This window comes from Chryseomicrobium sp. FSL W7-1435, assembly GCF_038595005.1.
Lineage (GTDB): Bacteria > Bacillota > Bacilli > Bacillales_A > Planococcaceae > Chryseomicrobium.
In genome coordinates this window covers 1,710,590-1,737,047 of sequence record NZ_CP151997.1, presented here as the reverse complement: position 1 = coordinate 1,737,047, position 26,458 = coordinate 1,710,590, and the positions used below count along the sequence as shown (strand labels likewise).

Here is a 26,458-nt window from a genome sequence, read left to right as displayed (position 1 = left end):
TAACTCCAATGCAATACCATGTGACACAGGAGAATGGAACGGAACCACCTCACCAAAATGAATTCGATCAACATTTTTCACAAGGTATCTATGTGGATATCGTCTCTGGAAAACCGTTGTTCCATTCAAAAGACAAATATGATGCAGGATGCGGTTGGCCAAGTTTCACGCAGCCCATTGATGCTCCAGAGGTTATAGAAGAGTTTGATGATAGCTTTGGGATGCGCAGAGTAGAAGTTCGCAGCAAAACAGCTGACTCCCATTTGGGACATGTATTCCCAGACGGTCCGAAAGAATCCACGGGTCTTCGCTACTGCATAAACTCTGCGGCCCTTCGTTTCGTGCCTAAAGAAGACCTTGAAAAAGAAGGATACGGAGAGTATTTATCTAGTTTTGAATAAAGGAGTGGAGAGATGAAGGTTTCATTTTATCAATTTGTTCTCCGCTATCGTGGGGGGAGTCACATGGATGGTAAACACCGATTTGCCGACCGTGTTTTCTCTTTACACGACTTTCCAAAAGGTACCAACGACTTTTACGAACTCTCGAATTATATTGAGATGCAGGCAGATGAAGACATGCCTGCATCTATTTTTGACGAACTTTGGGAAGAATACCAAGCGCGACGATAACTTGAATTGCAATCAGAGCTTAAACTATGTATCATTAATTTATACGTTAAAGAAATGAGGTTACAAACATGAGTGTTCATATTAGTGCTAAAAAAGGTGAAATTGCAGATACAATTTTACTTCCAGGAGATCCATTGCGTGCCAAGTATATTGCTGAAACATTTTTAGAAGATGTTGTTCAATATAATGAAGTTCGAAACATGTTCGGTTACACAGGGACATACAAAGGAAAACGCATTTCTGTACAAGGTACAGGTATGGGTGTACCATCTATCGCTATTTACGTAACAGAATTAATGCAAGAATATGATGTTCAAAAATTAATTCGTGTAGGTACTTGCGGAGCTATTCAAAAAGATGTAAAAGTTCGTGACGTAATTTTAGGACAAAGTGCTTCTACAGATTCTTCATTGAACAAAGTTTTGTTAAATGATTTAGCTTATGCACCTACTGCTGATTTCGATTTACTTTACAAAGCATTTGAAGCAGGTAAAGAAGCAGGACTCAACTTACGTGTTGGGAACATCTTTACAGCTGATTTATTCTACAATGATGAAGCAGATTACAAAAAGTGGGCCGACTATGGCATTCTAGCTGTAGAGATGGAATCCGCAGCCCTATACACGCTTGCAGCTAAATTTAACCGTCAAGCGCTTTCCATTCTAACAGTAAGTGACCATATTTTAACAGGTGAAGCTACTTCTTCTGAAGAACGCCAAACTACATTTAATGATATGATCGTCGTCGCTTTAGAAGCAGCTATTCAAGAATAAAATGACTGGGACCATACTCTGGTCCCACTATCATTTTGAGACTGTCGACAGGTACGACAGTCTTTATTAATGAGGTGAGAAAATGGAACAGCATCCAGAACAAAATCAGGTCCCTACTGAGCAACCGCCAAAACGTCGAGCATTTCGAATTAACCCGTTTATCTTTGTCATTGTTCTGTTTTTGACAGCAATAGCCTCTGCAGGCGTAACGATGCTTGCATTAACTACTGGTGAAGAAAAAGTGGCTCAAGTCATACAGCCTACTGAAAGACAAGAATTTTCGAGACTCTATGATGTTTATGATCAGTTGCAAGAACAGTACTATACGGACTTTGAACAAGAAGAATTAGTTAATGGGGCTATCAATGGAATGGTGGACGCATTAGGAGATCCCTACTCTGATTATTTAAATCAAGAAGAGGCTTCTCAATTTGATGAAAGCATTTCTTCAAGTTTCCAAGGAATTGGAGCAGAGATTCAAGAACAAAACGGTGTAATCACTGTTGTATCTCCGATAAAAAATTCTCCAGCTGAGCGAGCAGGTATTATGCCAAATGACAAAATACTTTCTGTCGACGGAGAAGATATTCGAGGCTTTAGCGCGTCAGAAGCTGTCCTTTTGATTCGTGGTGAAAAAGGAACGGATGTCACATTATCGATTCAACGTGGTGAAGCTGCACCTATGGAAGTAACAATCAAACGTGATGATATTCCAATTGAAACGGTTTATGCTGAAATGCTAGAAGGAAATGTTGCACATATCTCCATTTCAAGCTTCTCACGTAATACGTATCAAGAACTGTTAGATGCATTAGCTCTAATGGAAGAAGAAGGTATGGAGACGTTACTTCTTGATGTACGTCAAAATCCTGGTGGTTTGTTAGATGTTGCAGTAGACATTGCGTCCTTGTTTGTAGAAGAAGGTGAACCTGTCCTTCAGATTGAGCAACAAGGGGAAGCTTCTATCATTCTAGCAAAGGACTATCAGAAAGTTACAGTACCAACAGCGGTCATTATTGATGGAGGTAGTGCTTCTGCTTCAGAAATTATAGCAGCAGCTCTTAGTGAATCTGCAGATATCCCAGTTGTCGGTTTACCTTCATTTGGTAAAGGAACGGTACAAAGTGTCGAAGATTTAGAGGATGGTTCAAATATCAAGCTAACGACGGCTAAATGGTTAACGCCAGACGGCAATTGGATCCATGAAGAAGGTGTCCAACCTGATCACGAAGTGGATTACCCAGCTTACGCATCTTTAGCGCCACTTGATCCAGCGATGGAATTGAGTGAAGGCTTACAAGCTGATCAAGTCGGTGTATTAAAACAATTCCTGACTGAACTGGGCTATGATACAGGTGAAGAATCCAATCGCTTTGATGAAACCGTAACAACAGCTGTTGAAACGTTCCAACAAGAGAATGAATTAGAAGTGACGGGAATCGTCACAGGGGACACTACAGTTGCTATAATGGCAGCTATTCGCGAGAAGCTTCAAACTGAAGATCCTCAACTCGTGAAGGCCATTGAAGTTTTACAACCAACTGAATAAAAACTTAGGGCTGACTACTAGTAGTCAGTCTCTTTTTTTAAGGAGTAGAATGTATGAAAGATGTATATTTATTAAGTGGTTTTCTCGGAAGTGGAAAAACTACTTTGCTAGTGAAATGGATCACACAGCTGAAAAATCAAGGGCTAAGACCAGCAGTCATTATGAATGAATTAGGGGCTCTCGGCTTTGACAGTGATGCTGTAGAGGATGATGTACCTTTAAGAGAACTGCTTGATGGTTGTATATGTTGTTCACCAGCTGAAAAAACAGAAGCGCAAATTCAACAAATTATGTACCAAGAAGAATTTGATGTCCTACTTATTGAAACGACAGGTGCAGCACACCCGGTGGCTTCTCTAGACGTTATTTTATCGCCACTGTTTGCTGATCACTTTTCGTTCAAAGGTATTGTGACATTAGTAGACGGTGTTCGTTTTCTAAAAAGAGATACTCTTCCCATTCAGACAAAAGCTCTTTATTTAGAGCAGATACGACATGGTCATCTAGTCATTCTCAACAAAATTGATTTATTAGATGAAGAGGAAAAAGAGGAAGCCCATTTTACACTTCATCAACTGAACCAAGGAGCACGACTTGTCGAGACCGTGCATGCTACATTTGATTTCTCGCAGGTTGAGAATTTGATTACAACTAGAAAAAAGCATGAACCTTCCCGTATTGGAAAAGAACTGCAACTGGGCACGCGTCTGGAAAAACTGAGAAGACCCTATCCTCAATATATAGTTGAAGAGTGGGTGCAATCATTACCTGATACCATCTACCGGATAAAAGGCTATATTCAACTGCCTTCATCTACCCATCCTCACCTGTTTCAGTTGGCATATGGGATGACCCAATGGATACCGGAAGATGTTAAAGTAAAAACTCAGCTAGTTGTGATAGGAGAAAACGTGGAGGACACCCCAACACTTGAAGTGTTTGCCATGCAGAGTGTACTGAAGAAGGTTTATCCTGAAAGAAATCGAATCAATAAAGTAGTTTCTCTGGCAGATCTCGCTCAAGTGATCGATGAAGAACTTCTTGATCAACAGTCTCACCCCCGGACCCGAAAAACGATTCATCAAAAGCAACAATTTTTACTCTCGAAATTACAAGCAGTAGATTGCTCTAATTGGGAGGAAAACTGTTTAACAACGTTTATTGAAGAGCGTGTGGGCATTCTGTCAACCCCTTCTCATTAGAAAAATAGGTGCAAATAGGTAGAGCTTTCCAATTTGAGTAAGTATGCTACCTTGTTTGACTTGGTATTGGTGCTACTGTTCAAATATTCCTGCTTTCCTCTAAAAAAAACATTTTAGACTAAGTCGTGAAGGGAGAGGAATTATTTGAAGAAAATTGTCTTACCATTCGCAACAGCAACTATGATTTCAGCGGGAGGAATAGCTGCAAGCGCATGTTATCAACCCGTTGCACAGCCTATCAAGCCACCAGCTGTAGAGGTACCTGTTGTAGCCGCAGAAAAACCTGTAGCCGTAGAAAAGCCACAAGAAGTCGTATCTGAACAAACTTCATACAGTGCAGAAGTGAATCAGGTGCTTACGGAAACAAATAACTACCGAGCACAAAACGGTTTACCCGCACTTAAACTCGATAGTCGTGTCATGGCAACAGCTCAATCAAAAGCTCAAGATATGGCGACAAATCGCTATTTCTCACATACAAGTCCTACTCTAGGTAGTCCATTTGATCAGATGAAAGCTGAAGGTATCACTTACCGCCGTGCAGCCGAAAATATTGCAATGGGTCAACGTTCAGCAAAAGAAGTGGTGGATGCTTGGATGAAATCACCAGGACATCGTGCCAATATTTTAGATCGCAACCTTACGCATATTGGCATTGGTTATACAGCTAAGGGGAACTACTGGGTTCAACAATTTATTACAAAATAATCAAAACGACTGTCTCTCTGAATAGGAGAGGCAGTTTTTTTGTATAAAAAAGAGGTGATTGGGTAAAAATGCTGACAAGAGGTGATTATCGTGGACGTTCAACGCAACGTTAGTCCAGTAGACACAGAATATGTAGTAAGAGGATCACATGATGGTTTTGTCGAATCTCTCGATACAAATAAAAAATTGATTCAAGCAAAAATGAGAAATTCATTTTTGGTGATGGAAGATGTTCATCACGATGATTTAAAAAAAACCACTACTACTATGGTCTATTTATCGAATCAAATAGACAGAGAGACCGTTCGCCTAGTCCGCCATAGGTTGCAAAACTTACATTCGCTTTTTGTATTCAGTGCAGGGCAACTTGCAGAAGAGTTAGAAGATCAAAATAAAGCCTTATTTCCTCAATTGCTATTAACAGAGCGACCTGATAGGGTATTAGCTGCATTAGCAGAAGGCAAAATAATCGTTTTGACGGAAGGAGATCCGACAGCGATTATCGGTCCCGTATCTCTCTTCTCATTTCTTGACTCCCCGGACGATTATAGTGGTCGAATCATGATTGGTACGTTCTATCGTCTGCTTCGATTAGGGAGTTTCTTCACTGCACTTTTTTTACCCGCCCTTTACATTGCAATTATTAGTTTTCATTTTGAAATCTTTCCGTTATCTCTTAGTCAACAAGTGAAAAATTCTGTTTCTAATATTCCGTTTCGACCAATCTCTGAAGCTATCTTACTCGAATTAATGATTGAATTGATACGAGAATCAAGCATTCGACTGCCACGACCTATTGGTCAAACGATTGGTATTGTAGGTGGTCTCGTCATCGGGGACGCGATTGTTTCGGCAGGCCTTGCTTCTAACTTAATGATTATTGTTATTGCTTCTACAACGCTAGCTACGTTCGTCCTTCCGTCTACCGAGATGAACACTGCACTCCGTGTAATTCGTTTTCCCCTTATGATAGCAGCATCACTATTAGGATTTTTTGGTCTAATTATCGGGTCTTTACTCATTTTTATACACATGATGAGATCCTCGTCTTATGGCTCTCCATTTTTTACACCTTTGTTACCATTTGAGCCATCTAAATTAGGGCAAGTATTCTTCCGATTACCGCATTCGCAACCACATAAATTACAAAAGGATCAGTATTTACATGAACAAAACTAATGAAGCAGTTTGGTCAGTCACAAAACTACAGATTTTTATGTTTCTATTTGTCCTCCAATCCGGTACAACCTTTATCAATTTACAATTTCGAGTCATCAATGCCAGTAATCAGCATGCATGGTGGCTATTTATTGGAGTTTGCATTTTACATGGTTTGATTTATTTGATGTATATCAAGGGAAGGCGATTTTTTCATCCAACTCGATTTGAAAAATTACTGTTTCAATTTTATTGGACTTTTTTAGTATTTGTCTTTCTCACCAAGATTGTCTTCATCGCGCAACTCTGGGTATTTCAAGAGACGCCAACTTGGGTAATTCTATTGTGTATTTCAGTTGTATTTATCTATGCATTAACCGCACACGCTTCAGTTGTTCTTAATTTACCAGTATTGTTAGCTCCATTCTTTACGCTTTTGATCGGTACGCTTTTTCTTTCTTGGTCGGAATTAGTCTGGCTGAACATTTTTCCATTAGGCGGAATTGATATGAAAGAAGCTGCTGCAGGAACGTTCCAGTCGTTAAGCGCCTTTACTGGAATGGAAGCTCTCTTGTTTTTACAACCGAATCTGGAGAGAAAAGTAAAAATAGTCCTTAAAGACATTGTTATTTTTATGTCTGTTTTCACTTCTTTTTTAACTTTATCTATTCTATTTACACTACTCTTTTTTTCATTAGAGGAAATTAAAGTAGTCCCATTTGCACTTATGTATTTACTAAAATCACAAGAAGTGACGTTTATTGAGCGAATCGATTTGATCTTCATTTACTTGTGGATTAGTTGGAGTATAGTGTCAGTCATTTTATACGGATTCTTAATTTTCCGAACAGGAACAACGACTATTCCGACTACTAAAAAATTAGTTTTTCCCGTATTACTAGTATGCATAGTGACTTCTTTTTTTATCTCTCGATTTGAAATTCGAATTCTTCACGATGGTATGCTCTACACAAGTTTGATTTTTTCATTAGTACTACCTTTTATCATTATGTTAAGAGGAAGGTGGCGCTCACGTGAAACATAGAACCATTGGCAGTTTGATTGTGGTTGCGCTTTTATTATCAGGCTGTTGGGATGAACAGAACTTTAATCAAACAATCCATGTTCCTATGGCAGGGATATCAGGCTCCCCCAATGAACTTGAAGTGAGTTTTGCTCTGCCTGCCATTGAAAGAAAAACTGAAGAAGCTCGTACGATCAACGTGAAGGGCAAATCGTTTCATGATGCGCGACTAGCAGCAGACGCTTCCACACATAATCAGATTGACACCTCGATGCTTACCGCGTTAATTATTGAAGATCAAGCGTCTGAACAAGACATTTATATGTATCTTGATGCGTTTTACAGAGATGTACGAAATCGCCTTGGCCTTGCATTACTTATTTCTTCGGGACCTGCTACTCCATTTATCGAATATGGAACTGAATTTAATGACAATATTAACACGCTCTATAATGAAATGGTTGTTCATCTTTCTGAAACAAGCCAGTTGCCACTGATTGACTTACAAATCGCTTGTACGTATCTTTTTGATTCTGGAATAGACCTCCAGCTTCCGTATCTAGAAATGGATAAAGAGTCTGGAATCCCAAAAGTTACTGGAGTTGCACTATTTCATGACACCAAATTTACAGGTGAAAAGATTCCTTTGAAAGAAATGGTTGTCATGCAGATGTTAAAAGATGATTTGGGGAAAAGAGCAATTGAATCAATCCTCTATAATGATGTTGCGCTGAGTTATGAAATTGAATCACTAAAGCGGAAAGTGATAACTGAGCCTGCTTCTGTTCAACTTAAGTACAAATTAACAGTGAGTATTTTAGATTACTCCCCGGATAGGATTAAAAATCTAACAACTCGTTATGAAATTGAGCGTGCTATAGAGAAAGATTTGCAAGTACGAGCGAGTGAATTAATCCAACAGATGAAAACAGTATCTCATGATGGGTTAGGAATCGGTCGTTATTACAGAGCTTTCCATAAAAATCTGTTTACGAATTCAACTTGGTCTGATACCTATACATCCCTACCTATAGAGACCTTATTTGAAGTAGAAGTTCGAGATTGGGGAATCATGGACTGAAAAAAGCACACGCCACTAGTTGGCGTGTGCTTTTTGACGTGAATGAGTTCGCTGAACAATGAGTAATCGTATAGACAATGTAATGGCTCCAGCGGTCAATCCTGCAATCAATCCTACCCAGTAGCCATATTGGACAAGTGATGTAGTGGTGGCTAGGAAGTAACCTAAAGGTAAACCAATGACCCAGTAGGAGATAATGGCCATGATGAATGTGACTTTAACGTCTTTATATCCTCGAAGAGCCCCTTGCACGGGTGCTTGAATCGCGTCTGATAATTGGAAGAGAGCAGCAAATATTAAGAACTGAACAGCGTATCCTACTACGACGGCATCATCCGTATAGAAAGTCGATATCTGCTCGCGAAAGAAAAAGAGAATAGATGCCGATACAAAACTCACAACAATCGCTAAGAGAACGGATAGCCACGCATAATGTGAGGCCTCGTTAAACTTCTTAGCTCCAACCGACTGACCGACAACAATAGTAGCACCCATTGCAATCGATAACGGTATCATATACAAAAGAGATGTAAAGTTAAGAGCAATTTGATGGGCAGACAATACCTCCGTCGAGTAATTAGTCATCATCAATGTAACCGCTGAAAAAATCGTCGTTTCCGCAAAAATCGAAAGTCCAATTGGAACGCCCATTGCAATGATTGTCCAAATCTTTTTTATTTGAACACCTGAGAAACCACTAAAAATCTGATACTCTTTGATGGAAGGGAGTGTTACGATCAAACCTATCGTTATAAATAACACAAGCCAGTATGTAAGGGCAGAGGCAAGAGCAGCACCTTGACCACCAAGCTCCGGGGCACCAAATTTCCCGAAAATAAAGAGGTAGTTTAAAAATATGTTGATCGGCGCGGATAATAATGTGATAAACATTGTAACTCGGGTTAATCCAAGAGCATCAACAAAACCTCGTAATATACTATATAAAAAAAGAGGAATCAATCCAATGGAGATCGTCTTCACATAAGCAATGGCAATCTCTCGCTCGACGGCAGAGACATTCATCAAGTCGACAACTGGCTCTACCGCAATGAAGATCAATACATATACGAGTAAAGACATCGCAATCGCTACAATCATTCCTTGTTGGACAGAAGGTTTTACTTGCTGTTTATTATTTCCACCTATGTAATGCGCTACGATTGGCGTTATACTAATAAGTATACCTGTAAGACCTGTATATACAGGGACCCATAGGGAAGATCCGATTGACACACCAGCCAAATGTTCGATATCATATTTACTCGTCATCAAGATATCAAAAAAAGTCATCAAGTAGAGAAATACTTGCGTGATTAAAATCGGCATAACGATAATGGATAGCGTTTTTAGGTAAGTCGGTAAGTTTTTTACCACAATGTGCACGTCCTTTTAGATGAACTTGGAGGTCAATACTAGATGAAAACACTTTTTTTAACTGGCGGAGGAACCGCTGGTCATGTTTCTTTAAACTTAGCCATTATACCAGAACTGGAGAAAAGGGGCTATGTTATTCACTACATCGGTCAAGCGGGTGGAATTGAAGAAGAATTACTACAAGAATATTATCCACACATTTCATTCCATGCAATTTCAACCGGGAAGCTACGCCGCTATCTCTCAATCGAAAACTTGAAGGATCCATTTAAAGTGGTTGCAGGAATTGCACAAGCGGTGGGTTTAATTCGACGTCATAAGCCTCATGCAATTTTTTCAAAGGGCGGGTTCGTTTCGGTACCCCTTGCACTCGCTGCTAAACTAACCAATAAACCACTCTTCATTCATGAATCCGATATGTCACCTGGACTTGCAAATAAAATTGCTTCACGCTTCGCAAAGAAAGTATTTACTGTGTTTGAGACAACAGCTAACCACTTTCCAGGAAAAGGTGAGTCTGTAGGCGCGCTAATTCGACCAGAGTTATTTCAAGGATCAAAACACGCAAGCTACAAAAACCTAAACTTTACGGATGCACTCCCAGTTCTTTTGATTATGGGTGGGAGTCAAGGCTCTGCAAAAATCAATCAATTGATTCGTGAGACTCGCTCAAAGCTAGTTGAGACGTTCCAAATCATTCACCTTGCAGGAAAAGGGCATGTGCATGAAGAGGAATGGACCCATCCAAATTATCGCATCTTTGAATTTGTTACAGATGAACTGGCGGACTATTTGGCAGTTAGTGACTTCATCATCTCTCGAGCTGGTTCCAACGCGATCTTTGAATTTTTAGCTCTTCAAAAACCAATGTACTTGATTCCACTTTCTAAGAAAGCCAGTCGAGGGGATCAAGTAGAGAATGCGCATGACTTTGCACAAAAAGGATACGCAGTGGTCACAGAGGAGGACCTCTTGACGACGACAGAGTTTACTCAAGCACTTATTAAACTCGTAAACGAACAAGATGCCATCAAAGCACGGCAAGCGGCTGCAAAACAACCACTTAAGCCAAGTGATTTTGTCGATTTACTTGAAGATAATTGGAAATAATTATAAAAAGCATTTTCTCTTTCAAACAAGAGAAAATGCTTTTTATAATTGATTACATAGCTTGTTCTTCTTGATTTTGTTGTTGAAGCATCGTAAACAAGAACATGTCTTTTGTGATACAGAATAAATCATAGACTTCATGATCGCGGTTGATCTCATTGTATAGATTCGGATATAAGTCATTTGCAAGAATTGAATACGGCAGCTTACTTGCAGCACGTAAACTTTTCTCATTCACTTTCCGAATGCGCATAAATACTTTTTCAATAGACAGTTCAAAAAACAATTCACTCAAAAATTGTTCTTTTGCTTTTGAGTTATAGCCAAGGCCTTGAAAAGGTGTGCCGATCCATGTTCCTAGGAACCCTGCACTTTGTTGTACGTCAAATAGATTGATTGTACCTATGGGTTGTCCAAAGTCACTTAAGATTGTCCGAGAAATTATGCTTCCTTGCTCTTCTTCCTCAATTAACATTTTTGTACTAAAGAGGTACTCCTCGGCAGATGCTGCCTTATGGCGTACAAATTTCATCACAGACGGGTCAGACATTAACTCGTAAAGAGCATGGCAGTCTTGTAAATCGCGTCGTTTTAGCAATTCAATCTTCCTCCTAAACCGGTCTACCGGTCCCTGAAATTTTTCATTTTGTGCTGCATAAAAAATTTCGGGGTAGGAATCGAACCTACTAGAACCAATCGCTGGTGGCGCACCATTTGCCTTCCCTCATCAAACTATATAATTTTATGTTGCTAGAAAAATATACTCTATTTTTTTTAAATTGAAAAGTGAAAAGTTTATGAACATAAAAACTTGAATCCCAGGACCTAAATCCGTACGATTAAGGTAACGAATTTAGGTACGAGGAAGCAAGAGGTGAAAGGAAATGACAAAAATTTTAGTTGTAGAAGATGAACAAAATATTGCTCGGTTTTTATCGCTCGAATTAAATTATGAAGGGTTTGCTGTGACGGTCACATCTGATGGAAGAGATGCGTATGAATTATTTTTACAAAATAATTTCGATGTTCTACTAATCGACATCATGATCCCTGGCTTTAATGGACTGGAACTCACGAGAAGAGTTCGAAAATCATCCGAGGTTCCTATTTTACTTGTCACAGCACGTGATGCTGTAATGGATAAAGTTTCAGGCTTAGAGGCAGGGGCAGACGATTATATCGTAAAACCATTTGCAATTGAAGAACTATTGGCAAGAATACGGGCTATCTTGAGGCGAAGCGAAAAACAAGTAGCTACGACAGATGCCCGGTTAACCATAGATGAGCCTGCTCGTAAAGTGGTGGCTGATGGCGAAGAGATTGAACTTACAAAAACTGAGTTTGATTTATTGTTGTATTTCACTAAAAATCCTGGGAGGGTGTTAACACGTCCACAGATTATTGAAGCCGTCTGGGGCTTCGATGCCCAAGCAGAGACAAATGTTGTCGATGTCTATGTTAGACATCTCCGAAAAAAGCTTCCCCGGGACTTAATTGACGCGCTACAAACTGTTCGAGGAGTGGGGTATAAGTATGAAGTGGAGAGCTAAAACACTTCGTTCTAAATGGTCTTTTTGGACAGCCTCTGCCATGGTAGTAACTTATATATTATTAGCCTTTGTCCTCTTTACGGCTTTAAGCCAGTGGATTCTTGCGAATGAACGGACTAGTGCGGAATTATCGTTTACAGAGCTGGAGAGCTATATGGAGTCAAGAGGCCCGAGTTTATCTATTCAAGACTTTGAACGCAATACTGGCCTACTCAACCAATTCCTTTCGCGCAATCAAAGTGCAGTTCTTTTAAATCAAGATGGGATTGAAATTTTACAAATCAATCCCGCAACTCCCTTTCCAGCATTCTCAGGAGTAACGGAAAGCTTTCAACAAATTACTGTCAATGACGAAGAACTTTTATATAAAGTCACAGAATTTGAAATCGGTACAGGAACACTCTATATCGCTATGGCACATTCTTTAGAGAATTATACGAGTATGCTCGCTTATTTGCTCTGGTCGATGTTATTGTTCGGAATCCTCTTTGTGATCTTGTCAGGGATAACCGGCTACTTTCTCTCGTCTGTCTTGACAAAGCCGCTTTTTGAACTGAAAACAGCCATGCAGTCCACGACTCCTGGTCAAAATGAAACAGTAGCCATCTCTTATGCTGGTCAAGATGAGATTGGACAACTTACTGCTGAGTATCAAAAAATGGTTCTGCGAATAGAAGACGTTTATAAAATGCAAGAGCGCTTCATCGGGAACATCTCTCATGAGTTACGAAGTCCCATTCAAGCGATGGAAGGGAATATTTCCATGTTAGCGCGGTGGGGGAAAGAAGACCCCCAATTAGTGGAAGAGACGATTGGGGTGGTGAAACAAGAACTGATGCGAATGAAAGAGATGATGGAGGCAATACTCGCCCTGGCGAAAACGGACGAATTATCGAAACAGCTAATTGATGTTGAAGAGCAAACACTCGAAGTGGTTGAACGAGTTCATAAACTTCATCCGAGTGCTAAAATTGCTGTCGAGTTGCAACCGATAAAACTGTGGTTTTCAGATAGTCTATTCCGTCAATTGATCTTTAACTTATTAGAAAACGGAATTAGGTATAACGAAAATATGCCGGAGCTTTTGATTGATGGTCGAGTGATAGGCGATACCTATCAGCTAACAATAGAAGACAACGGCATAGGGATGTCAGAAGAACAGCTCGAAAAAATATTCGAACCGTTCTATACAATCGATTCAGCACGTTCAAAACAATTAGGTGGAACGGGTCTTGGCTTGACGATTGTGAAACAGGTGTTGGAGAGAAGTAAGGGCTCCATTTTCGTGAGTAGTCAACTTGCAAAAGGAAGTCGATTTACTATGAATTTTCCAATAAACGACAAGTGAATAATCATTCAGTTAAGCGCTCGCATTTTGCGAGTGCTTTTTCGTGATTAATTTCACAAAAAGCATTGTATTTTTTCTTGAGAGTAGTAAGATTGAAATGGAAAAATCGTTCATGTCCCTTCGCTTTCATAAAGGCGGCATCAATGATACTATGAATATATATACTATTGATAGGAACTACAGTTGGAGGTTTTCAAATGTCGAAAACAACTACACCCTGGGTGGCTTTTTCAGGTCCTAACCTCGGGTATGTGATGGAACAATATGATTTGTATCTTGAAACACCTGAAAACGTAGATGCTGATCTTGCTGCTCTATTTGAACAGTACGGTCCACCTGCAGATCAATCTTCATCATCTGTGTCATCTACTGTACAAGTAGATGATTCTTTAATGGACATTGTTCTTAAAGCGGTCCAATTAGCAGATGCTATTCGTACTCATGGTCATGAAGCGGCAGATATTTACCCTCTCAACAACCGTGAAAAGAAAACAGAACGTATTTCATTAGAGTTTTATGGACTTACTAAACAGGACCTCGAGAAGGTACCTGTATCTTTGCTTGTTCAAAACGCACCTTCAACTGTGCAAAATGGTGCTCAAGCCATTGACCATTTGAAGTCGGTCTATACAAATAAAGTAGCTTTTGAATTTGCGCATGTTATCACTCGTGAAGAACGCGAATGGTTGCAAACTCAAATTGAGTCAACTCCTCTTAAGAAATTGTCTACAGAGGAAAAAAAGACTATTCTCTCTCGTTTAACTCATATCGAAGGTTTTGAGAAGTTCGTTCACCGTACGTTTGTCGGAGCTAAGCGTTTCTCTATCGAAGGATTAGATAGTTTAGTGGTGTTGTTTGATTCTCTAGTCGAACAGTCCAATAAAGAAAATGTACAACAGTTAAACATTGGGATGGCTCACCGAGGGCGTTTAAATGTACTTACTCACATCTTAAATAAACCTTATGAAATGATGTTTGCAGATTTTGCTCATGTTCCGAATAAGGCATTTATTCCTGAAGATGGTTCTTTAGAATATTCAACAGGTTGGTATGGCGATGTAAAATATCACAATGGGGCTACTTACCATTCACCGTCAGGTCTAAAAGTGAAACTTGCTTACAATCCTTCTCACCTTGAAGTAGTAAGTCCAGTTGTCACGGGCCAAGTCCGTGCAGCTCAAGAAACAACTGATGAAGCAGGACTTCCAAAACAAGATCCTGCGAAAGCATTTGCAGTACTTGTGCATGGTGACGCAGCGTTCCCAGGTCAAGGGGTAGTCACAGAGATTTTAAACTACAGCCGTGTGCCAGGTTATCAAACAGGTGGCTCAATTCATGTCATCGCTAACAACTTGATTGGCTTCACGACAGAACAGTTTGATTCGCGTTCTACGCTTTATTCTAGTGATCCTGCTAAAGGATACGAAGTGCCTGTCATCCATGTAAATGCTGATCAGCCCGAAGAAGTTATTCGCATTGCTGAACTAGCTTTTGCTTACCGTCAGAAGTTTAACAAAGATATCGTAATTGATTTGATTGGGTACCGCCGTTATGGTCACAACGAAATGGATGAACCAATGGTCACAAACCCAGAGATGTATAAGCTTGTTCATAAGCACCCAACTGTACGTGAATTATATGGCAAGTCGCTAGCAGGCGAAGGAGTTCTTTCAGAGGATGACGTGAAGTCATTGGATGAAAAGACATTTGCTGAAATGCAAGCTGCTTATGACCGCGTAAAAGAATTACCAGAATCAAAAGCACATGACATTGTTATTCCAGAAGCTGTGTTAAATGGCATGCCGGAATACGAATCAGGTGTAGAAGAAGATCGTTTGCGAGCAATCAATGAAGATCTTTTATCTTGGCCAGAAGATTTTACGCCATTTAAAAAGCTTGCGCGTATTTTAAAACGCCGTGAAGAGCCTTTTGCTGGAAAAGGAAAAATCGATTGGGGTCATGCAGAAACATTAGCATTTGCATCTATTATCCAAGATGGTCAATCCATTCGATTGACTGGTCAAGATGCACAGCGCGGAACATTCTCACATCGTCATTTAGTTCTTCATGATGAGACTAACGGCAAAGAGTTAATGCCGATTCACCATATTAATGATGCGAAAGCTTCATTTGTTGTCCACAATAGCCCGCTAACAGAAGCAGCTATTCTTGGCTACGAGTTTGGTTATAACTTAGAGGATCCAAATGCATTAACTATTTGGGAAGCGCAGTATGGAGATTTTGCTAATATGGCCCAGGTCATGTTCGACAATTTCATCAGTTCTGCTCGCGCAAAATGGGGATTAAAATCTGGTCTCGTAATGTTACTTCCGCATGCTGCAGAAGGACAAGGACCAGAACACTCGAGTGCACGTGTCGAGCGTTACCTACAGTTAGCAGCAGAGAACAACTGGACTGTTGCTAACCTATCAAGCGCAGCAAACTACTTCCATATTTTACGACGCCAAGCGGCAATGCTTCATGATGAGGCAATTCGACCATTAATTATTGTGTCACCTAAGTCATTATTACGTCACCCTAAAGTAGGGGCAGATGTAGAGCAATTGACGTCAGGAAAGTTCGAAACTATTATCGAAGAGCCTAACTTAGGGAAGAATGCTGAAAGTGTAACAAAAATTGTCTTTGCTAATGGTAAATTGGCAATTGATTTAGCAGATAAAATTGATTCTGGAGAAGGCTATGATCATTTACACATCGTTCGTGTCGAACAATTGTATCCATTCCCTGAACAGAAGATTGCTGCCATCATTGCTCGCTTCCCGAACGTTAAGAAGCTTGTATGGGCTCAAGAAGAGCCACAAAACATGGGATCATGGCATTTTGCCCTTCCTTACTTATTAGAACTTGGCAAAGGCTTAGATATTTCTTACACAGGCCGTACACACCGTTCAAGTCCTGCAGAAGGTGACGGAGAAGCCTACAAGATCGAACAGGCACGTATCGTAGAAGAAGCAGTTTCGAACAACTAAATCGTCCAAGGAGGAAACAATCGTGGCAGATATTATCGTACCAGAATTAGCAGAATCCATTACAGAAGGTACCATCGCACAATGGCTTAAGCAGCCAGGCGATACAGTAGAAAAAGGGGAATTCATCGTTGAACTTGAAACAGACAAAGTGAACGTTGAAGTCATCTCTGAAGAAGCAGGTGTTGTTCAAGAACTATTAGCTGCTGAAGGCGATACAGTTCAAGTTGGGCAAGTTATTGCACGCGTTGGCGCTGGAGAAGGTAGTGCACCAGCACCTAAAGAAGAAGCACCTAAATCAGAGAAAAATGCAGCTCCTAAAGCAGAAGAACCTGCTAAAGAAGCTGTAAAAGAAGAAGTAAAGCATGAAGAGTCAGGTGAGCGCACAATCGCTTCACCAGCTGCTCGTAAGCTAGCACGGGAAAAAGGAATTAACTTAAGTGATATTTCACCAGTCGATCCTATGGGTCGCGTACGTGTACAAGACGTATCTGCTCACGGCCAAAAGCCTGCAGCTGCTCCATCTGCACCAGCTGCAAAGCCACAAGCAACTGAAAAAGAAGATGATGGTCGTACAACACGTGAAAAAATGAGTCGTCGTCGTCAAACAATTGCTAGTCGTTTATTAGAAGTTAAACAAAACACGGCTATGTTAACTACGTTTAATGAAATTGATATGACAAATGTGATGGCACTTCGTTCACGCAAAAAAGATCAATTCTTTGAGCAAAACGATGTTCGCCTTGGCTTTATGTCATTCTTCACAAAAGCGGTTGTAGCTGCTCTTAAAAAGTATCCATATGTAAATGCGCAAATCGATGGTGATTATATCGTAAAGAACAACTTCTTCGACATTGGTATTGCTGTATCGACTGAAGGAGGACTTGTTGTTCCTATCGTTCGTGACGCAGATCGTAAAAACTTTGCAGAAATCGAAGCGAACATTGGTGAACTTGCTGGAAAAGCACGTGACAACAAGTTAACTCTTGGTGATATGTCAGGCGGTTCATTCACTATCACTAATGGTGGTGTGTTCGGATCGTTAATGTCTACACCAATCTTAAACGGAACACAAGTAGGAATCTTGGGTATGCATACTATCCAGAAACGTCCAATCGCTGTTGGAGAAAATGTTGAAATTCGTCCAATGATGTATATCGCACTTTCTTATGATCACCGCGTTATTGACGGTAAAGATTCGGTTGGCTTCTTAAAAACAGTAAAAGAGCTTCTTGAAAATCCAGAAGATTTACTGTTAAACTCATAAGTTCAATAGAGATCCTGCGCTTGCAGGATCTTTTTTTCACAGAGGAGGATAAAGATGATACATGTAGATTGGTCTGATAAGCCGACACTTCGCACTGTAACATGCAAACACACAGAGGCTGAAAAGTTTTTAGTGAGCAACGTGTTAACAGCCGGCAAGCAATACGAAGTAAAGAATGAAACCGAAGAGTTTGTATTTGTAGTGGACAACACTGGCAAAATCGGTGGCTATTATAAGAGTTATTTTGAATGACCGATGGATTTCCATCGGTTTTTTTAGATAAGGGGGCAAAAAGATGACGATACGACAACAACAACTGGAACAACGATCACACCGCCAGTATGGTGAAGAGTCTTCCCGAATTCGAAAGGGCGGCTATGTGAGCCCTACAAAGCACTTATTAGAGGATATTCAAACTACCGTGGCACTTGGGAAGCCTGTGCTGTTAAAAGGGCCAGCAGGGGCAGGAAAGACGAAATTGGCAGAGTCCATCAGTGCTTATTTTCACCAACCCATGCAAAGTATCAATACATCGGTTGATTTAGATGCAGAAGCACTACTTGGTTTTAAAACCATCGTACAGAAGAAAGGACAAACGGCCATCGAGTTTATCGAAGGACCGGTAGTCCAGGCGATGAAACAGGGACATCTTCTGTATATTGATGAAATCAATATGGCTAAAGCCGAGACGTTGCCTATTTTACACGGTATTTTAGATTACCGAAAAATGTTGACCAATCCATTCACGGGTGAAGTGATCCACGCGCATCCAGACTTTGGAGTCATTGCGGCAATCAACGAAGGCTATATGGGTACAGCTCCTTTGAATGAGGCTTTAAAAGATCGTTTTGTTTCTTTTCAAATCCCTTATATTCAAGGAGCCGTTTTAAAAGATTTGGTCGTCAACACGTATCCTGACTATGAGGTAAGCCAAGTAGATATCGTATTATCAATCACTGAGGAACTAAGGGAACTCGCAGAACAAGGCCGTGTAGCTGATGAAGCCGCTTCCATTCGTTCATTATTCGATGTGATTGAACTGTCTTATCATATGCCGTTAACTAGAGCCTATCGCTATGGGTTGATTGAGAAGATGGGAGATCTACAAGAAAAGCAACTTGTCCACGAAATTATTGATTCTTGGATTGATGCGTAATGGAACGCTTTATTCGATTTAACAATGAACTGATCGAGACGGAGCAAATCTTGCATTTTGAGCGACTGGCTAGAGCCTGGATGAATCATAATGAGTTTACTTTAACGGAGCGTCAACTTGTAGAACTAAACCCTGCAGATGCAACAGTAGCTATCAGTGTCTTTTGGCGTCATAGAGCACCACGGTTGCAGCATGCTGGTCGCATCACAGATGTCTTGCTACTTACACTTGGATTTTATAAAAATTTTAGTTTAAGAGATTTTCAAGAGTTTCGTGAAGAGTTTGCCGATCATCCTCAACAAGGGTTACTTACACAATTAGTTTTTTTACTAGAAGAATTTCGATTTTCTCAGCAAATAATGGCCACTAGAAAAGGAACTAAAAAGTGGTTCTCCCTTCGGCAGGAAGCGACTATCCCTTTTTATCACCAACAGATGGTCACCTATCAAAAACGTTCTTTTTTGTCGGATGCTCTTGTCTTTTATATCGCACTGTCCCTTTATGAAGGAACACTTTCCATTGAACATATAGAAGAGTTTTCACCTTTACTGCCATTGCTCCGTTCCCAAAGACAACTTCGTTCTACTCAAGATTCTATTGATTTGGCGTTGGCGATAAGTTATCAGCTGCAAGACTATTTACGCGCAGATTGTCAGTTGAGGCATTTTCAACATCTTGTTTTACGAGGGTCTGAATTTACTAATTTTACGTACCACCGCGGCATCAAAAAAGAAATAAAAGGTACGGACCAAGAAAAAGAGTCTGTTGAAGAGATGATGCAGATGTGGCACCAAGAGAATGAAGACGAGCAGGGCATGCATTTACGATTTGAAATTGAACATGGCCGTGATAGTGATCTCGCTAATCCTGACGGGGCAGTCGAAGAGGGAAGAGATGATCATGAACCGACATCCATCGGTTTAGGAAAATCTTCTGCTAGGCAACAAGAAAACTATGATTTTGACTTAGTGACGAAGTCGGTCCTGCCAAAAATCCATGCAGCTGTTGAAAAAATTGAGAATCATGTAGTAGTCAAAGACTCTACGGATCTCCAAAAAATTGTGAAAAAACGGATAGAACAAGCACCTTATGTAAAACAACTGGTAACACTGTTTCAAAAAGAAATAGCTAAAAAAACAAACGAGCAACTAACAGGCTTAGTAAAAGGAAGACTGCAAAAGAATTTACTGCCTTTGTGGTTAGAGGAACGTCCGCGTCTCTTCTACCGGAATGGTCAGCAAAGTAAAGAACTGGATGCTGTGTTTTATTTATTAGTTGACGGCTCTGCTTCTATGCAAGACAAATTGGAAGAGACAAAGGCTGCGGTGTTGTATGTGCATGATGTCCTAAGGCAACTGCGAATTCCGCATCAAATTGTTCAACATTATGAAGATGCCTATGATGCGACAGATACGTATCAGCCTAATTACTTTGAAATTCTTCATGACTATACGAATTTTAGTGACTCTGCATTCGCTGTGTACGCTATGGAAGCCCATGAAGATAACCGGGATGGCTACGCGCTTCGAATTGCTGCTGAAAGTTTGCTTGCTCGAAAAGAACAACAAAAATTTCTTCTCTATTTCTCCGATGGGGAACCTTCTGCATTCGACTACCGAGAACAAGGAATCGTGGATACTGCAGATGCCGTTCAAGGTTTGACCAAAAGCGGGATTGCTTTTTTACATCTATTTTTATCAGACGCACCCGTCTCAGAAGAACAGCGCCAGTTGTTTGCCACGATATATGGCAAGCGAACAGCTGCAACTGATTCAATTGATCAATTTACATCTGAAGCGCACCGCTTACTCAAACGAATGCTGCAACAACTCATTCAAGTAACCGTATAGGCAAAACAAAACCCGCTACAGTCATGAAGACTGTAGCGGGTTATTTTTAGTTAACACGATTCTCTGAACGCTCTTGAATTTGCAGAAGGCGATTTTTCAATTCATCTTCCATTCGAGCAATCTCAAGTTCCGCAGCTTTTCGTTTCATGCGACCATCTGCTTGGATCTGTAACGTTTCTTCGATAGTGCTCAATAAATTCTCTTGCGTCTTTTTCAATGTGTCGATCTCCACAATACCACGTTCGTTTTCCTTCGCGGTTTCAATGGAATTCACTTTCAGCATTTCAGAGTTTTTCAACAGTAAATCGTTTGTCGTCGCTGTGACTTGACGTTGTGCGGAAACAGCTTTCTGTTGGCGATTTAAAGTCAAAGCAATCGCAATCTGATTTTTCCAGAGGGGGATAGAAGTCATGATAGACGACTGAATTTTTTCTGCCAGTGTCTGATTAGTTTGTTGAATCATCCGAATTTGTGGCGCACTCTGAATCGTAATCTGACGTGAAAGTTGCAAGTCATAGATTCTCTTTTCCAAGCGGTCCACAAATTGCGTCATGTCATGCACTTCTTGGAAAGCCATTTGATCATCTGACTGTTCAGCTTTCTGGCGAAGGGCAGGAATCGTGACACTAACAATTTCATCACGTTTTAATTCCGCTGCGGCAATATAGATATTCAATGCTTTAAAATAGTTTTTGTTCTGATCATACAACTTGTCTAGCATACGGACATCTTCTACTAATCCTCGTTTAGAATGCTCTAATTGAATACCGATTCGATCGACTTGTGTGCTAAGTTTTTGGTAGCGAGTCATCACTTCTTGAAGCGAGCGATTCATTTTTGAAAATAGCTTGCGGATGCCTTTTCGCTCTTTTTGATTCAGCTCTTCAGGATTGATTTCATTTAACTTCTTCATCAAATCGCCTAATATGTCGCCAACAGGCCCAATGTCTTTTTTCTGAACATGGTCTAACATTTGATGTGAAAACTTTGTCAATTCGTTTTGAGCAGTTGCTCCGTACGTCAAAATGGATTCATAGTCGCCGACAGGTATCTGAGTTGCTAATTGCTTTGCTTTCGCCTGTTCTTCTTCTGTTAAGCGATCAAGTAGCTTTACTTGTTGAGTAGAAGGGACCTCGGACTTAGTAACAGGTTCCATTAATAATTCATCTAATAAATAATCAGTTTGGTTTGTTGTATTCCTTTGTTCTGTGCTCATTGTCATCGTCTCCTTTAGGTTCCGGTAATCGGTTTGAGAGCTGTTTTGCATAATCGAGTTCAAGTTGCAACTGACTGATGTCTTGACGAATGACGTCATTGACATCTTGTTGCAGAAGTTCATTGATGTCATCCATCATGTCTCGCGCATCCATCAAGGCAACTTTTGTCGAAGCGTCTTTACTCGGCTGTCTTACAAGTAGCGCATATTTTTTAGTAATTTCCAGCGCACTGTCTATATGGGAGTAGAAGAAACTTTCAACGAGGTAAAACCGTTTTGGCTCTTCTTTCACAAGTTGGACCACTCGTTTAGCTGCTCGATTCATCTCAATCAATTGTTTAATGGAGCGGAATGAACGAACACGAGTATAAAATTGATTTAACTCACGTATCTTGGCTTGTGCCTCATCGACTTGTGTAGAAATGTGTTGAAGCTCCGTCCAAGTTAACCCATGTTTTTTTACAACATGGTAGCGTTGAATACCTTTAATCGAATAATTGGCCGCAGCGTAGGAACCTGCTGCAACAGCGGTACTGATTGCAAGACCTGCGTCCAATGGAATTAATAAGAGTAACCAGGAAGAGCTGCTAATTGGGATATTGAGTAAATGACGAATAGTTGTGTAAGTAGAATTCATAGCGCACCTCTTTCACTACTTTTACATACGTTTTGTATTAAGAAAAGTTTCATTCTTATGCCTAGTATCAGTTTCAACGGCAATAATTGCAAGCACTTTAGTCGACAGCGCACTGCCTTTTTAGCATAATGAGTAGAGGAAGGAGGGACAAGCATGTATCGTGTAATTTATATGAAGGCTGATTATGAGCCTTGGTATCTTTTTGAAGGCTGGTCATCGCAAATTATTGACAGCTGGTCCTTCCCATCAGAATCTGAAGCCCATGCTTTTCTTTTACATAAAGTCGAAGAATTCACTAACACCTATTCCTTTTCCCGAGAAAAAAAGGGTTACTTTGCTTTTTGGGATGGAAAAGAAGTCTGTTATTGTGAAGATTGTGAAGAAAATCTTCAACTGTATCATGGATTGTTTGTTTTCACAGAACAACCAGAATAGTTGCTCTACTCAGTTTTTGGTTGTTGACTGAGCAGGTGGAGCTGGTATAATTTAAATAACAAATTAAAGCGAACTGACGTGTACTAATTCACATATCCTATGTAGTGATCGGTGAACGCATCGGTACTTCATCGGATATGTGAATTTTTTCTTTTCGCATATTCACTATATTTTTTGGAGGTTTTACAGATGAAACAAGGTACAGTAAAATGGTTCAATGCAGAAAAAGGCTTCGGATTCATCGAAATCGAAGGAGAGAATGATGTATTTGTACATTTCTCAGCTATCACAGGTGAAGGATTCAAATCACTGGATGAAGGGCAAGCTGTAGAATTTGAAGTAGTAGAAGGCAACCGCGGACCTCAAGCAGCTAATGTATCAAAACTATAAGAACACAAAAAAGCATGACCGTCACTGGTCATGCTTTTTTTAGTCGATAGATAATAAGCTAGAGGTGACTTCAAATTCTTCACTCTCGCCAGCTGGCATACGAAATACTCGTTTTACTTCTCCAAATCCCTCTACGAAATGTCTTTCAATAGTTGATTGATCTTCACCTTCACGTGTAAGTGTGATGACATTCTCAAATGTCTGATAAGGAGTGGTCAGCATGCCACTTGTTTCTGTGATCGTCCACCCATTAAATTCATTTCCTTCTTCAAATGGAAGGGACAGATAAGTCTCGAGCTCAGGCATTGCCTCTAATTCAGTTAGAGGAGGGAAGTCGGCGTCATAGGCTTCCGCTTCTTCGAAAATTTTAACGATGCGTGTATCCTCGATGCGGTAGATTCGCTGTACCACCGTGCCTCCGTTATCTTCAAGCGTACCAATATAATTTTCATAAAGATGTTGCGTGTTCAAAGTATAGGTTGCATATTCATTTCCCATTCCCTCAAATGTGGCAGCACTTTGATTCGGCATGAAATACGTATGAAGGTCTGGTTGCTCTTCTACGACCTCTTGTTGTGGAGACGAAGGTTGATTGGTAGTTGGTGAATCAGTCGGTGATGTTGTGGTTTCTGTCGTTTCTGTAGATGATTGCAGTGGTGAACAGGCAGCTAAAAGAACTACTAGTAATATGGAATAGGATTTCAAAGTGGTGACCTCCTTTGACGATTAGACGAAGCAGTTGGCAATAAGTTTCAATCAGCTTGAAAATTGGTATACTACTACAAAGGGAGGAATTGACCATGCAACCACCAGAAATGCAGCAGCAATTAGATTTTTATGAGCGTTTACGTAAGTCTATCACGAGTTACTTAGAAAAAAAAGGAATTACAAAAGTTAGTTCGTACCTATTATTTGCACCAGATATTTTTCATTTAATGGTGAAATCACTTACTGATCCGCGCATAGATTTTAAGAGTAAAGCCTTGCTAGGGAGCGGTATTGCTTATTTCGTCGCACCAGTAGATTTCATTCCTGAACTGTTAACAGGTCCAGGAGGTTTTGTTGATGACCTGATCATTGCCACATTTGTCCTCAACCTACTTGTGAATCGATTGACTCCAGAAGTGTTAGAAGATCATTGGGCAGGCGATGACAGACTACTAGACACGTTGAAAAAGTTAACTGCTAGTGGAGAGTCCATACTCGGTAAATTCCCGACGAAATCATTAATCGGACAATTTATGAAACGTTCACCAATGTAATAGAGGCTTAAAACAGAACTCAATAAAAAGAAAACAGTAGATTCTCTAGAATACTCCAGAGAATCTACTGTTATTTTTTTTTTCTAATTCATTTCTTAATTCGTGACAGCTTGCTGTTCTTTCCATTCTAGATACTCATCATAAGAAAGTTGCTTATCTAAAATAGATCCGTCCGGCAAGATTTCAATTACACGATTCGCAATCGTTTGGATGAATTGATGATCATGAGAGGTGAACATCATAGCGCCTTTAAAGACAATCAACCCATTATTCAAGGCTTGAATCGATTCAAGGTCCAAGTGATTGGTAGGCTCATCTAAAAGTAAGACGTTTGATTCAGATAACATCATTTTAGATAGCATACAACGTACTTTTTCTCCACCTGATAATACAGAAGGCTTTTTCTTAACCTCTTCACCAGAGAACAACATGCGTCCTAGGAAGCCGCGTAAGAAAGTTTCGCTTTCATCATCAGGAGAATATTGACGTAACCAATCAACCAGTGAGTTTTCACTGCCTTCAAAATAACGCGCGTTATCAATAGGGAAGTAGGCACGTGTTGTTGTCACGCCCCAGCGAACAGAACCAGAACCGCTAGTTGGCTGTTCTTCTTCAGCTAATATGCGAAGTAAAGCCGATTTTGCAAGCTCATCACCAAGTAGGACGATCTTGTCGTCTTTATTTAACATAAAGTGCACATCGTTTAGTAACGTATGTCCATCTACTTTGTGTGTTAGACCAGAAATCTGAAGTACATCATTCCCGATATCGCGTTTCATAGAGAAGTTTACGTATGGATATTTACGAGAAGACGGGCGAATATCATCGAGTTCAATCTTTTCAAGCGTTTTCTTACGAGAAGTGGCTTGTTTAGATTTAGATGCATTGGCACTGAATCGTGCAACGAATGCTTGAAGCTCTTTAATTTTCTCTTCTTTTTTCTTGTTCTGATCTTGCGCCATTTTCAGTGCAAGTTGACTTGACTCGTACCAGAAATCATAGTTCCCGACGTAGACTTGAATTTTTCCGAAGTCTAAATCAGCAATATGCGTACACACTTTATTTAAGAAGTGACGGTCATGGGATACTACAATAACCGTGTTTTCAAAGTTGATTAAGAATTCTTCCAACCACTGAATGGCTTTTAAGTCCAAATGGTTAGTCGGCTCATCGAGTAAAAGGACATCAGGTTTGCCGAATAGCGCTTGGGCTAATAGAACCTTCACTTTGTCAGAACCGTTTAAATCGCTCATTTTCTTGGCATGTAAATCTTCAGAGATACCAAGACCTTGTAATAAAATTGCTGCTTCAGATTCTGCTTCCCAACCGTTCATGTCGGCAAATTCACCTTCAAGTTCAGCTGCTCGCATACCATCTTCATCAGAGAAATCTTCTTTCATGTAAATCGCATTCTTTTCGTTCATTACTTCAAATAAACGTTTGTGACCCATGATAACAGTCTCTAAGACTTCATGGCCTTCATAGGCAAAGTGATCTTGCTTTAAGACAGCTAGACGCTCATCTTTCCCCATAGATACATGGCCTTCTTGAGGCTCGATGTCACCAGACAAAATTTTAATAAACGTTGATTTACCAGCACCATTGGCACCAATCAACCCGTAACAGTTACCTGCAGTAAATTTAATATTAACATCTTCAAAAAGCTTACGATCACCAAAACGTAAACTAACTTCACTAACTTGAATCATTTATTTATACCCTCCTGTAAACACAATCATTTCATTATAC

The 26,458-nt window shown here is 40.2% G+C and carries 25 protein-coding genes and 1 pseudogene; 20 read left to right on the top strand and 6 right to left on the bottom strand.

The window, feature by feature from the left end:
• Nucleotides 1-8: 8 nt before the first annotated feature.
• The 9 genes and pseudogenes from msrB (at nt 9) to MKY84_RS08765 (ending at nt 8,127) form a co-directional block, all read left to right on the top strand.
• Entirely contained in the window at nt 9-401 is a 393-nt protein-coding gene (gene msrB / locus MKY84_RS08805) for a peptide-methionine (R)-S-oxide reductase MsrB (protein WP_342528874.1), read from the top strand.
• A gap of 12 nt (nt 402-413) precedes the next feature.
• Complete coding sequence (locus tag MKY84_RS08800; protein WP_342525605.1) at nt 414-632, top strand: YozE family protein; 219 nt, start codon at nt 414-416, stop codon at nt 630-632.
• A 68-nt stretch (nt 633-700) separates the two neighbouring features.
• A complete protein-coding gene (deoD, locus tag MKY84_RS08795; RefSeq protein ID WP_342525604.1) occupies nt 701-1,405 on the top strand; it encodes a purine-nucleoside phosphorylase in 705 nt (234 codons plus the stop codon).
• 82 nt (nt 1,406-1,487) lie between these two features.
• Nucleotides 1,488-2,954, top strand: a complete 1,467-nt coding sequence (locus MKY84_RS08790) for a S41 family peptidase (RefSeq protein WP_342525603.1) — start codon at nt 1,488-1,490, stop codon at nt 2,952-2,954.
• 53 nt (nt 2,955-3,007) lie between these two features.
• Nucleotides 3,008-4,156: a CobW family GTP-binding protein gene (locus tag MKY84_RS08785; protein ID WP_342525602.1), complete on the top strand. Its 1,149-nt coding sequence runs from the start codon at nt 3,008-3,010 to the stop codon at nt 4,154-4,156.
• Nucleotides 4,157-4,480: 324 nt separating this feature from the next.
• Nucleotides 4,481-4,864: pseudogene (locus tag MKY84_RS08780) on the top strand (CAP domain-containing protein); the annotation flags it as partial.
• Between the two features lie 90 nt (nt 4,865-4,954).
• Nucleotides 4,955-6,043: a spore germination protein gene (locus MKY84_RS08775; RefSeq protein WP_342525601.1), complete on the top strand. Its 1,089-nt coding sequence runs from the start codon at nt 4,955-4,957 to the stop codon at nt 6,041-6,043.
• A complete protein-coding gene (locus tag MKY84_RS08770; RefSeq protein WP_342525599.1) occupies nt 6,030-7,067 on the top strand; it encodes a GerAB/ArcD/ProY family transporter in 1,038 nt (345 codons plus the stop codon). The genes MKY84_RS08775 and MKY84_RS08770 overlap by 14 nt, the downstream gene beginning before the upstream one ends.
• Complete coding sequence (locus tag MKY84_RS08765; protein WP_342525597.1) at nt 7,057-8,127, top strand: Ger(x)C family spore germination C-terminal domain-containing protein; 1,071 nt, start codon at nt 7,057-7,059, stop codon at nt 8,125-8,127. The genes MKY84_RS08770 and MKY84_RS08765 overlap by 11 nt, the downstream gene beginning before the upstream one ends.
• Before the next feature lie 15 nt (nt 8,128-8,142).
• Here MKY84_RS08765 and MKY84_RS08760 read toward each other — a convergent pair whose 3' ends face one another.
• Entirely contained in the window at nt 8,143-9,453 is a 1,311-nt protein-coding gene (locus MKY84_RS08760; protein ID WP_342528873.1) for an MATE family efflux transporter, read from the bottom strand.
• Between the two features lie 90 nt (nt 9,454-9,543).
• Here MKY84_RS08760 and MKY84_RS08755 point away from each other — a divergent pair, with 90 nt between their 5' ends.
• Nucleotides 9,544-10,611 (top strand): undecaprenyldiphospho-muramoylpentapeptide beta-N-acetylglucosaminyltransferase, encoded by a 1,068-nt coding sequence (locus tag MKY84_RS08755; protein WP_342525595.1) that lies wholly within the window; start codon nt 9,544-9,546, stop codon nt 10,609-10,611.
• A gap of 52 nt (nt 10,612-10,663) precedes the next feature.
• Here the strand turns inward: MKY84_RS08755 and MKY84_RS08750 are convergent, their stop codons facing one another.
• On the bottom strand, nt 10,664-11,209 hold the full coding sequence (locus MKY84_RS08750) for a GNAT family protein (RefSeq protein WP_342525593.1): 546 nt from the start codon (nt 11,207-11,209) through the stop codon (nt 10,664-10,666).
• 286 nt (nt 11,210-11,495) lie between these two features.
• Here MKY84_RS08750 and MKY84_RS08745 point away from each other — a divergent pair, with 286 nt between their 5' ends.
• The 7 genes from MKY84_RS08745 (at nt 11,496) to MKY84_RS08715 (ending at nt 20,769) form a co-directional block, all read left to right on the top strand.
• On the top strand, nt 11,496-12,161 hold the full coding sequence (locus MKY84_RS08745; protein ID WP_342525592.1) for a response regulator transcription factor: 666 nt from the start codon (nt 11,496-11,498) through the stop codon (nt 12,159-12,161).
• Nucleotides 12,145-13,509, top strand: coding sequence for a HAMP domain-containing histidine kinase (locus MKY84_RS08740; protein WP_342525591.1), 1,365 nt, complete (start codon nt 12,145-12,147; stop codon nt 13,507-13,509). Before MKY84_RS08745 ends, MKY84_RS08740 begins: the two co-directional genes overlap by 17 nt.
• Nucleotides 13,510-13,706: 197 nt before the next feature.
• Nucleotides 13,707-16,499 carry a 2-oxoglutarate dehydrogenase E1 component gene (locus MKY84_RS08735; protein ID WP_342525590.1) on the top strand — a complete coding sequence of 931 codons (2,793 nt, stop codon included), beginning with the start codon at nt 13,707-13,709 and terminating at the stop codon, nt 16,497-16,499.
• A gap of 22 nt (nt 16,500-16,521) precedes the next feature.
• Nucleotides 16,522-17,763 carry a 2-oxoglutarate dehydrogenase complex dihydrolipoyllysine-residue succinyltransferase gene (gene odhB / locus MKY84_RS08730; protein ID WP_342525588.1) on the top strand — a complete coding sequence of 414 codons (1,242 nt, stop codon included), beginning with the start codon at nt 16,522-16,524 and terminating at the stop codon, nt 17,761-17,763.
• Between the two features lie 54 nt (nt 17,764-17,817).
• Nucleotides 17,818-18,015 (top strand): DUF6501 family protein, encoded by a 198-nt coding sequence (locus MKY84_RS08725; protein WP_342525587.1) that lies wholly within the window; start codon nt 17,818-17,820, stop codon nt 18,013-18,015.
• Between the two features lie 43 nt (nt 18,016-18,058).
• A complete protein-coding gene (locus MKY84_RS08720; RefSeq protein WP_342525585.1) occupies nt 18,059-18,919 on the top strand; it encodes a MoxR family ATPase in 861 nt (286 codons plus the stop codon).
• A complete protein-coding gene (locus MKY84_RS08715) occupies nt 18,919-20,769 on the top strand; it encodes a hypothetical protein (RefSeq protein WP_342525583.1) in 1,851 nt (616 codons plus the stop codon). The genes MKY84_RS08720 and MKY84_RS08715 overlap by 1 nt, the downstream gene beginning before the upstream one ends.
• A 46-nt stretch (nt 20,770-20,815) precedes the next feature.
• On the opposite strand, the gene MKY84_RS08710 is transcribed toward MKY84_RS08715, so the two are convergent.
• Nucleotides 20,816-21,985 (bottom strand): toxic anion resistance protein, encoded by a 1,170-nt coding sequence (locus MKY84_RS08710; protein ID WP_342525581.1) that lies wholly within the window; start codon nt 21,983-21,985, stop codon nt 20,816-20,818.
• Entirely contained in the window at nt 21,948-22,622 is a 675-nt protein-coding gene (locus MKY84_RS08705; protein WP_342525579.1) for a 5-bromo-4-chloroindolyl phosphate hydrolysis family protein, read from the bottom strand. Before MKY84_RS08705 ends, MKY84_RS08710 begins: the two co-directional genes overlap by 38 nt.
• 153 nt (nt 22,623-22,775) lie before the next feature.
• Here MKY84_RS08705 and MKY84_RS08700 point away from each other — a divergent pair, with 153 nt between their 5' ends.
• Both MKY84_RS08700 and MKY84_RS08695 read left to right on the top strand, forming a co-directional pair.
• Nucleotides 22,776-23,057, top strand: coding sequence for a DUF1033 family protein (locus MKY84_RS08700; protein ID WP_342525578.1), 282 nt, complete (start codon nt 22,776-22,778; stop codon nt 23,055-23,057).
• Between the two features lie 189 nt (nt 23,058-23,246).
• Nucleotides 23,247-23,447 carry a cold-shock protein gene (locus MKY84_RS08695; RefSeq protein ID WP_342525576.1) on the top strand — a complete coding sequence of 67 codons (201 nt, stop codon included), beginning with the start codon at nt 23,247-23,249 and terminating at the stop codon, nt 23,445-23,447.
• A 39-nt stretch (nt 23,448-23,486) separates the two neighbouring features.
• Here the strand turns inward: MKY84_RS08695 and MKY84_RS08690 are convergent, their stop codons facing one another.
• Complete coding sequence (locus MKY84_RS08690) at nt 23,487-24,152, bottom strand: hypothetical protein (protein WP_342525574.1); 666 nt, start codon at nt 24,150-24,152, stop codon at nt 23,487-23,489.
• A gap of 95 nt (nt 24,153-24,247) precedes the next feature.
• Between MKY84_RS08690 and MKY84_RS08685 the strand changes: the two genes are divergently transcribed.
• The gene (locus tag MKY84_RS08685; protein WP_342525573.1) at nt 24,248-24,709 is read left to right on the top strand and encodes a DUF1232 domain-containing protein; all 462 of its coding nucleotides are present in this window, start codon (nt 24,248-24,250) and stop codon (nt 24,707-24,709) included.
• A 95-nt stretch (nt 24,710-24,804) separates the two neighbouring features.
• Here MKY84_RS08685 and MKY84_RS08680 read toward each other — a convergent pair whose 3' ends face one another.
• The gene (locus MKY84_RS08680; protein ID WP_342525572.1) at nt 24,805-26,418 is read right to left on the bottom strand and encodes an ATP-binding cassette domain-containing protein; all 1,614 of its coding nucleotides are present in this window, start codon (nt 26,416-26,418) and stop codon (nt 24,805-24,807) included.
• Between the last annotated feature and the right edge of the window lie 40 nt (nt 26,419-26,458).

What these genes read in the sequence shown, in the direction of transcription:
- deoD (WP_342525604.1), top strand. Translation starts at nt 701, where the DNA reads ATGAGTGTTCATATTAGTGCTAAAAAAGGTGAAATTGCAGATACAATT.
- MKY84_RS08705 (WP_342525579.1), bottom strand. Translation starts at nt 22,622, where the DNA reads ATGAATTCTACTTACACAACTATTCGTCATTTACTCAATATCCCAATT.
- MKY84_RS08740 (WP_342525591.1), top strand. Translation starts at nt 12,145, where the DNA reads ATGAAGTGGAGAGCTAAAACACTTCGTTCTAAATGGTCTTTTTGGACA.
- MKY84_RS08725 (WP_342525587.1), top strand. Translation starts at nt 17,818, where the DNA reads ATGATACATGTAGATTGGTCTGATAAGCCGACACTTCGCACTGTAACA.
- MKY84_RS08760 (WP_342528873.1), bottom strand. Translation starts at nt 9,453, where the DNA reads ATGCCGATTTTAATCACGCAAGTATTTCTCTACTTGATGACTTTTTTT.
- MKY84_RS08800 (WP_342525605.1), top strand. Translation starts at nt 414, where the DNA reads ATGAAGGTTTCATTTTATCAATTTGTTCTCCGCTATCGTGGGGGGAGT.
- MKY84_RS08755 (WP_342525595.1), top strand. Translation starts at nt 9,544, where the DNA reads ATGAAAACACTTTTTTTAACTGGCGGAGGAACCGCTGGTCATGTTTCT.
- msrB (WP_342528874.1), top strand. Translation starts at nt 9, where the DNA reads ATGCAATACCATGTGACACAGGAGAATGGAACGGAACCACCTCACCAA.
- MKY84_RS08785 (WP_342525602.1), top strand. Translation starts at nt 3,008, where the DNA reads ATGAAAGATGTATATTTATTAAGTGGTTTTCTCGGAAGTGGAAAAACT.
- MKY84_RS08680 (WP_342525572.1), bottom strand. Translation starts at nt 26,418, where the DNA reads ATGATTCAAGTTAGTGAAGTTAGTTTACGTTTTGGTGATCGTAAGCTT.
- MKY84_RS08715 (WP_342525583.1), top strand. Translation starts at nt 18,919, where the DNA reads ATGGAACGCTTTATTCGATTTAACAATGAACTGATCGAGACGGAGCAA.
- MKY84_RS08745 (WP_342525592.1), top strand. Translation starts at nt 11,496, where the DNA reads ATGACAAAAATTTTAGTTGTAGAAGATGAACAAAATATTGCTCGGTTT.
- MKY84_RS08685 (WP_342525573.1), top strand. Translation starts at nt 24,248, where the DNA reads ATGCAACCACCAGAAATGCAGCAGCAATTAGATTTTTATGAGCGTTTA.
- MKY84_RS08710 (WP_342525581.1), bottom strand. Translation starts at nt 21,985, where the DNA reads ATGAGCACAGAACAAAGGAATACAACAAACCAAACTGATTATTTATTA.
- MKY84_RS08735 (WP_342525590.1), top strand. Translation starts at nt 13,707, where the DNA reads ATGTCGAAAACAACTACACCCTGGGTGGCTTTTTCAGGTCCTAACCTC.
- MKY84_RS08695 (WP_342525576.1), top strand. Translation starts at nt 23,247, where the DNA reads ATGAAACAAGGTACAGTAAAATGGTTCAATGCAGAAAAAGGCTTCGGA.
- MKY84_RS08770 (WP_342525599.1), top strand. Translation starts at nt 6,030, where the DNA reads ATGAACAAAACTAATGAAGCAGTTTGGTCAGTCACAAAACTACAGATT.
- MKY84_RS08720 (WP_342525585.1), top strand. Translation starts at nt 18,059, where the DNA reads ATGACGATACGACAACAACAACTGGAACAACGATCACACCGCCAGTAT.
- MKY84_RS08790 (WP_342525603.1), top strand. Translation starts at nt 1,488, where the DNA reads ATGGAACAGCATCCAGAACAAAATCAGGTCCCTACTGAGCAACCGCCA.
- MKY84_RS08700 (WP_342525578.1), top strand. Translation starts at nt 22,776, where the DNA reads ATGTATCGTGTAATTTATATGAAGGCTGATTATGAGCCTTGGTATCTT.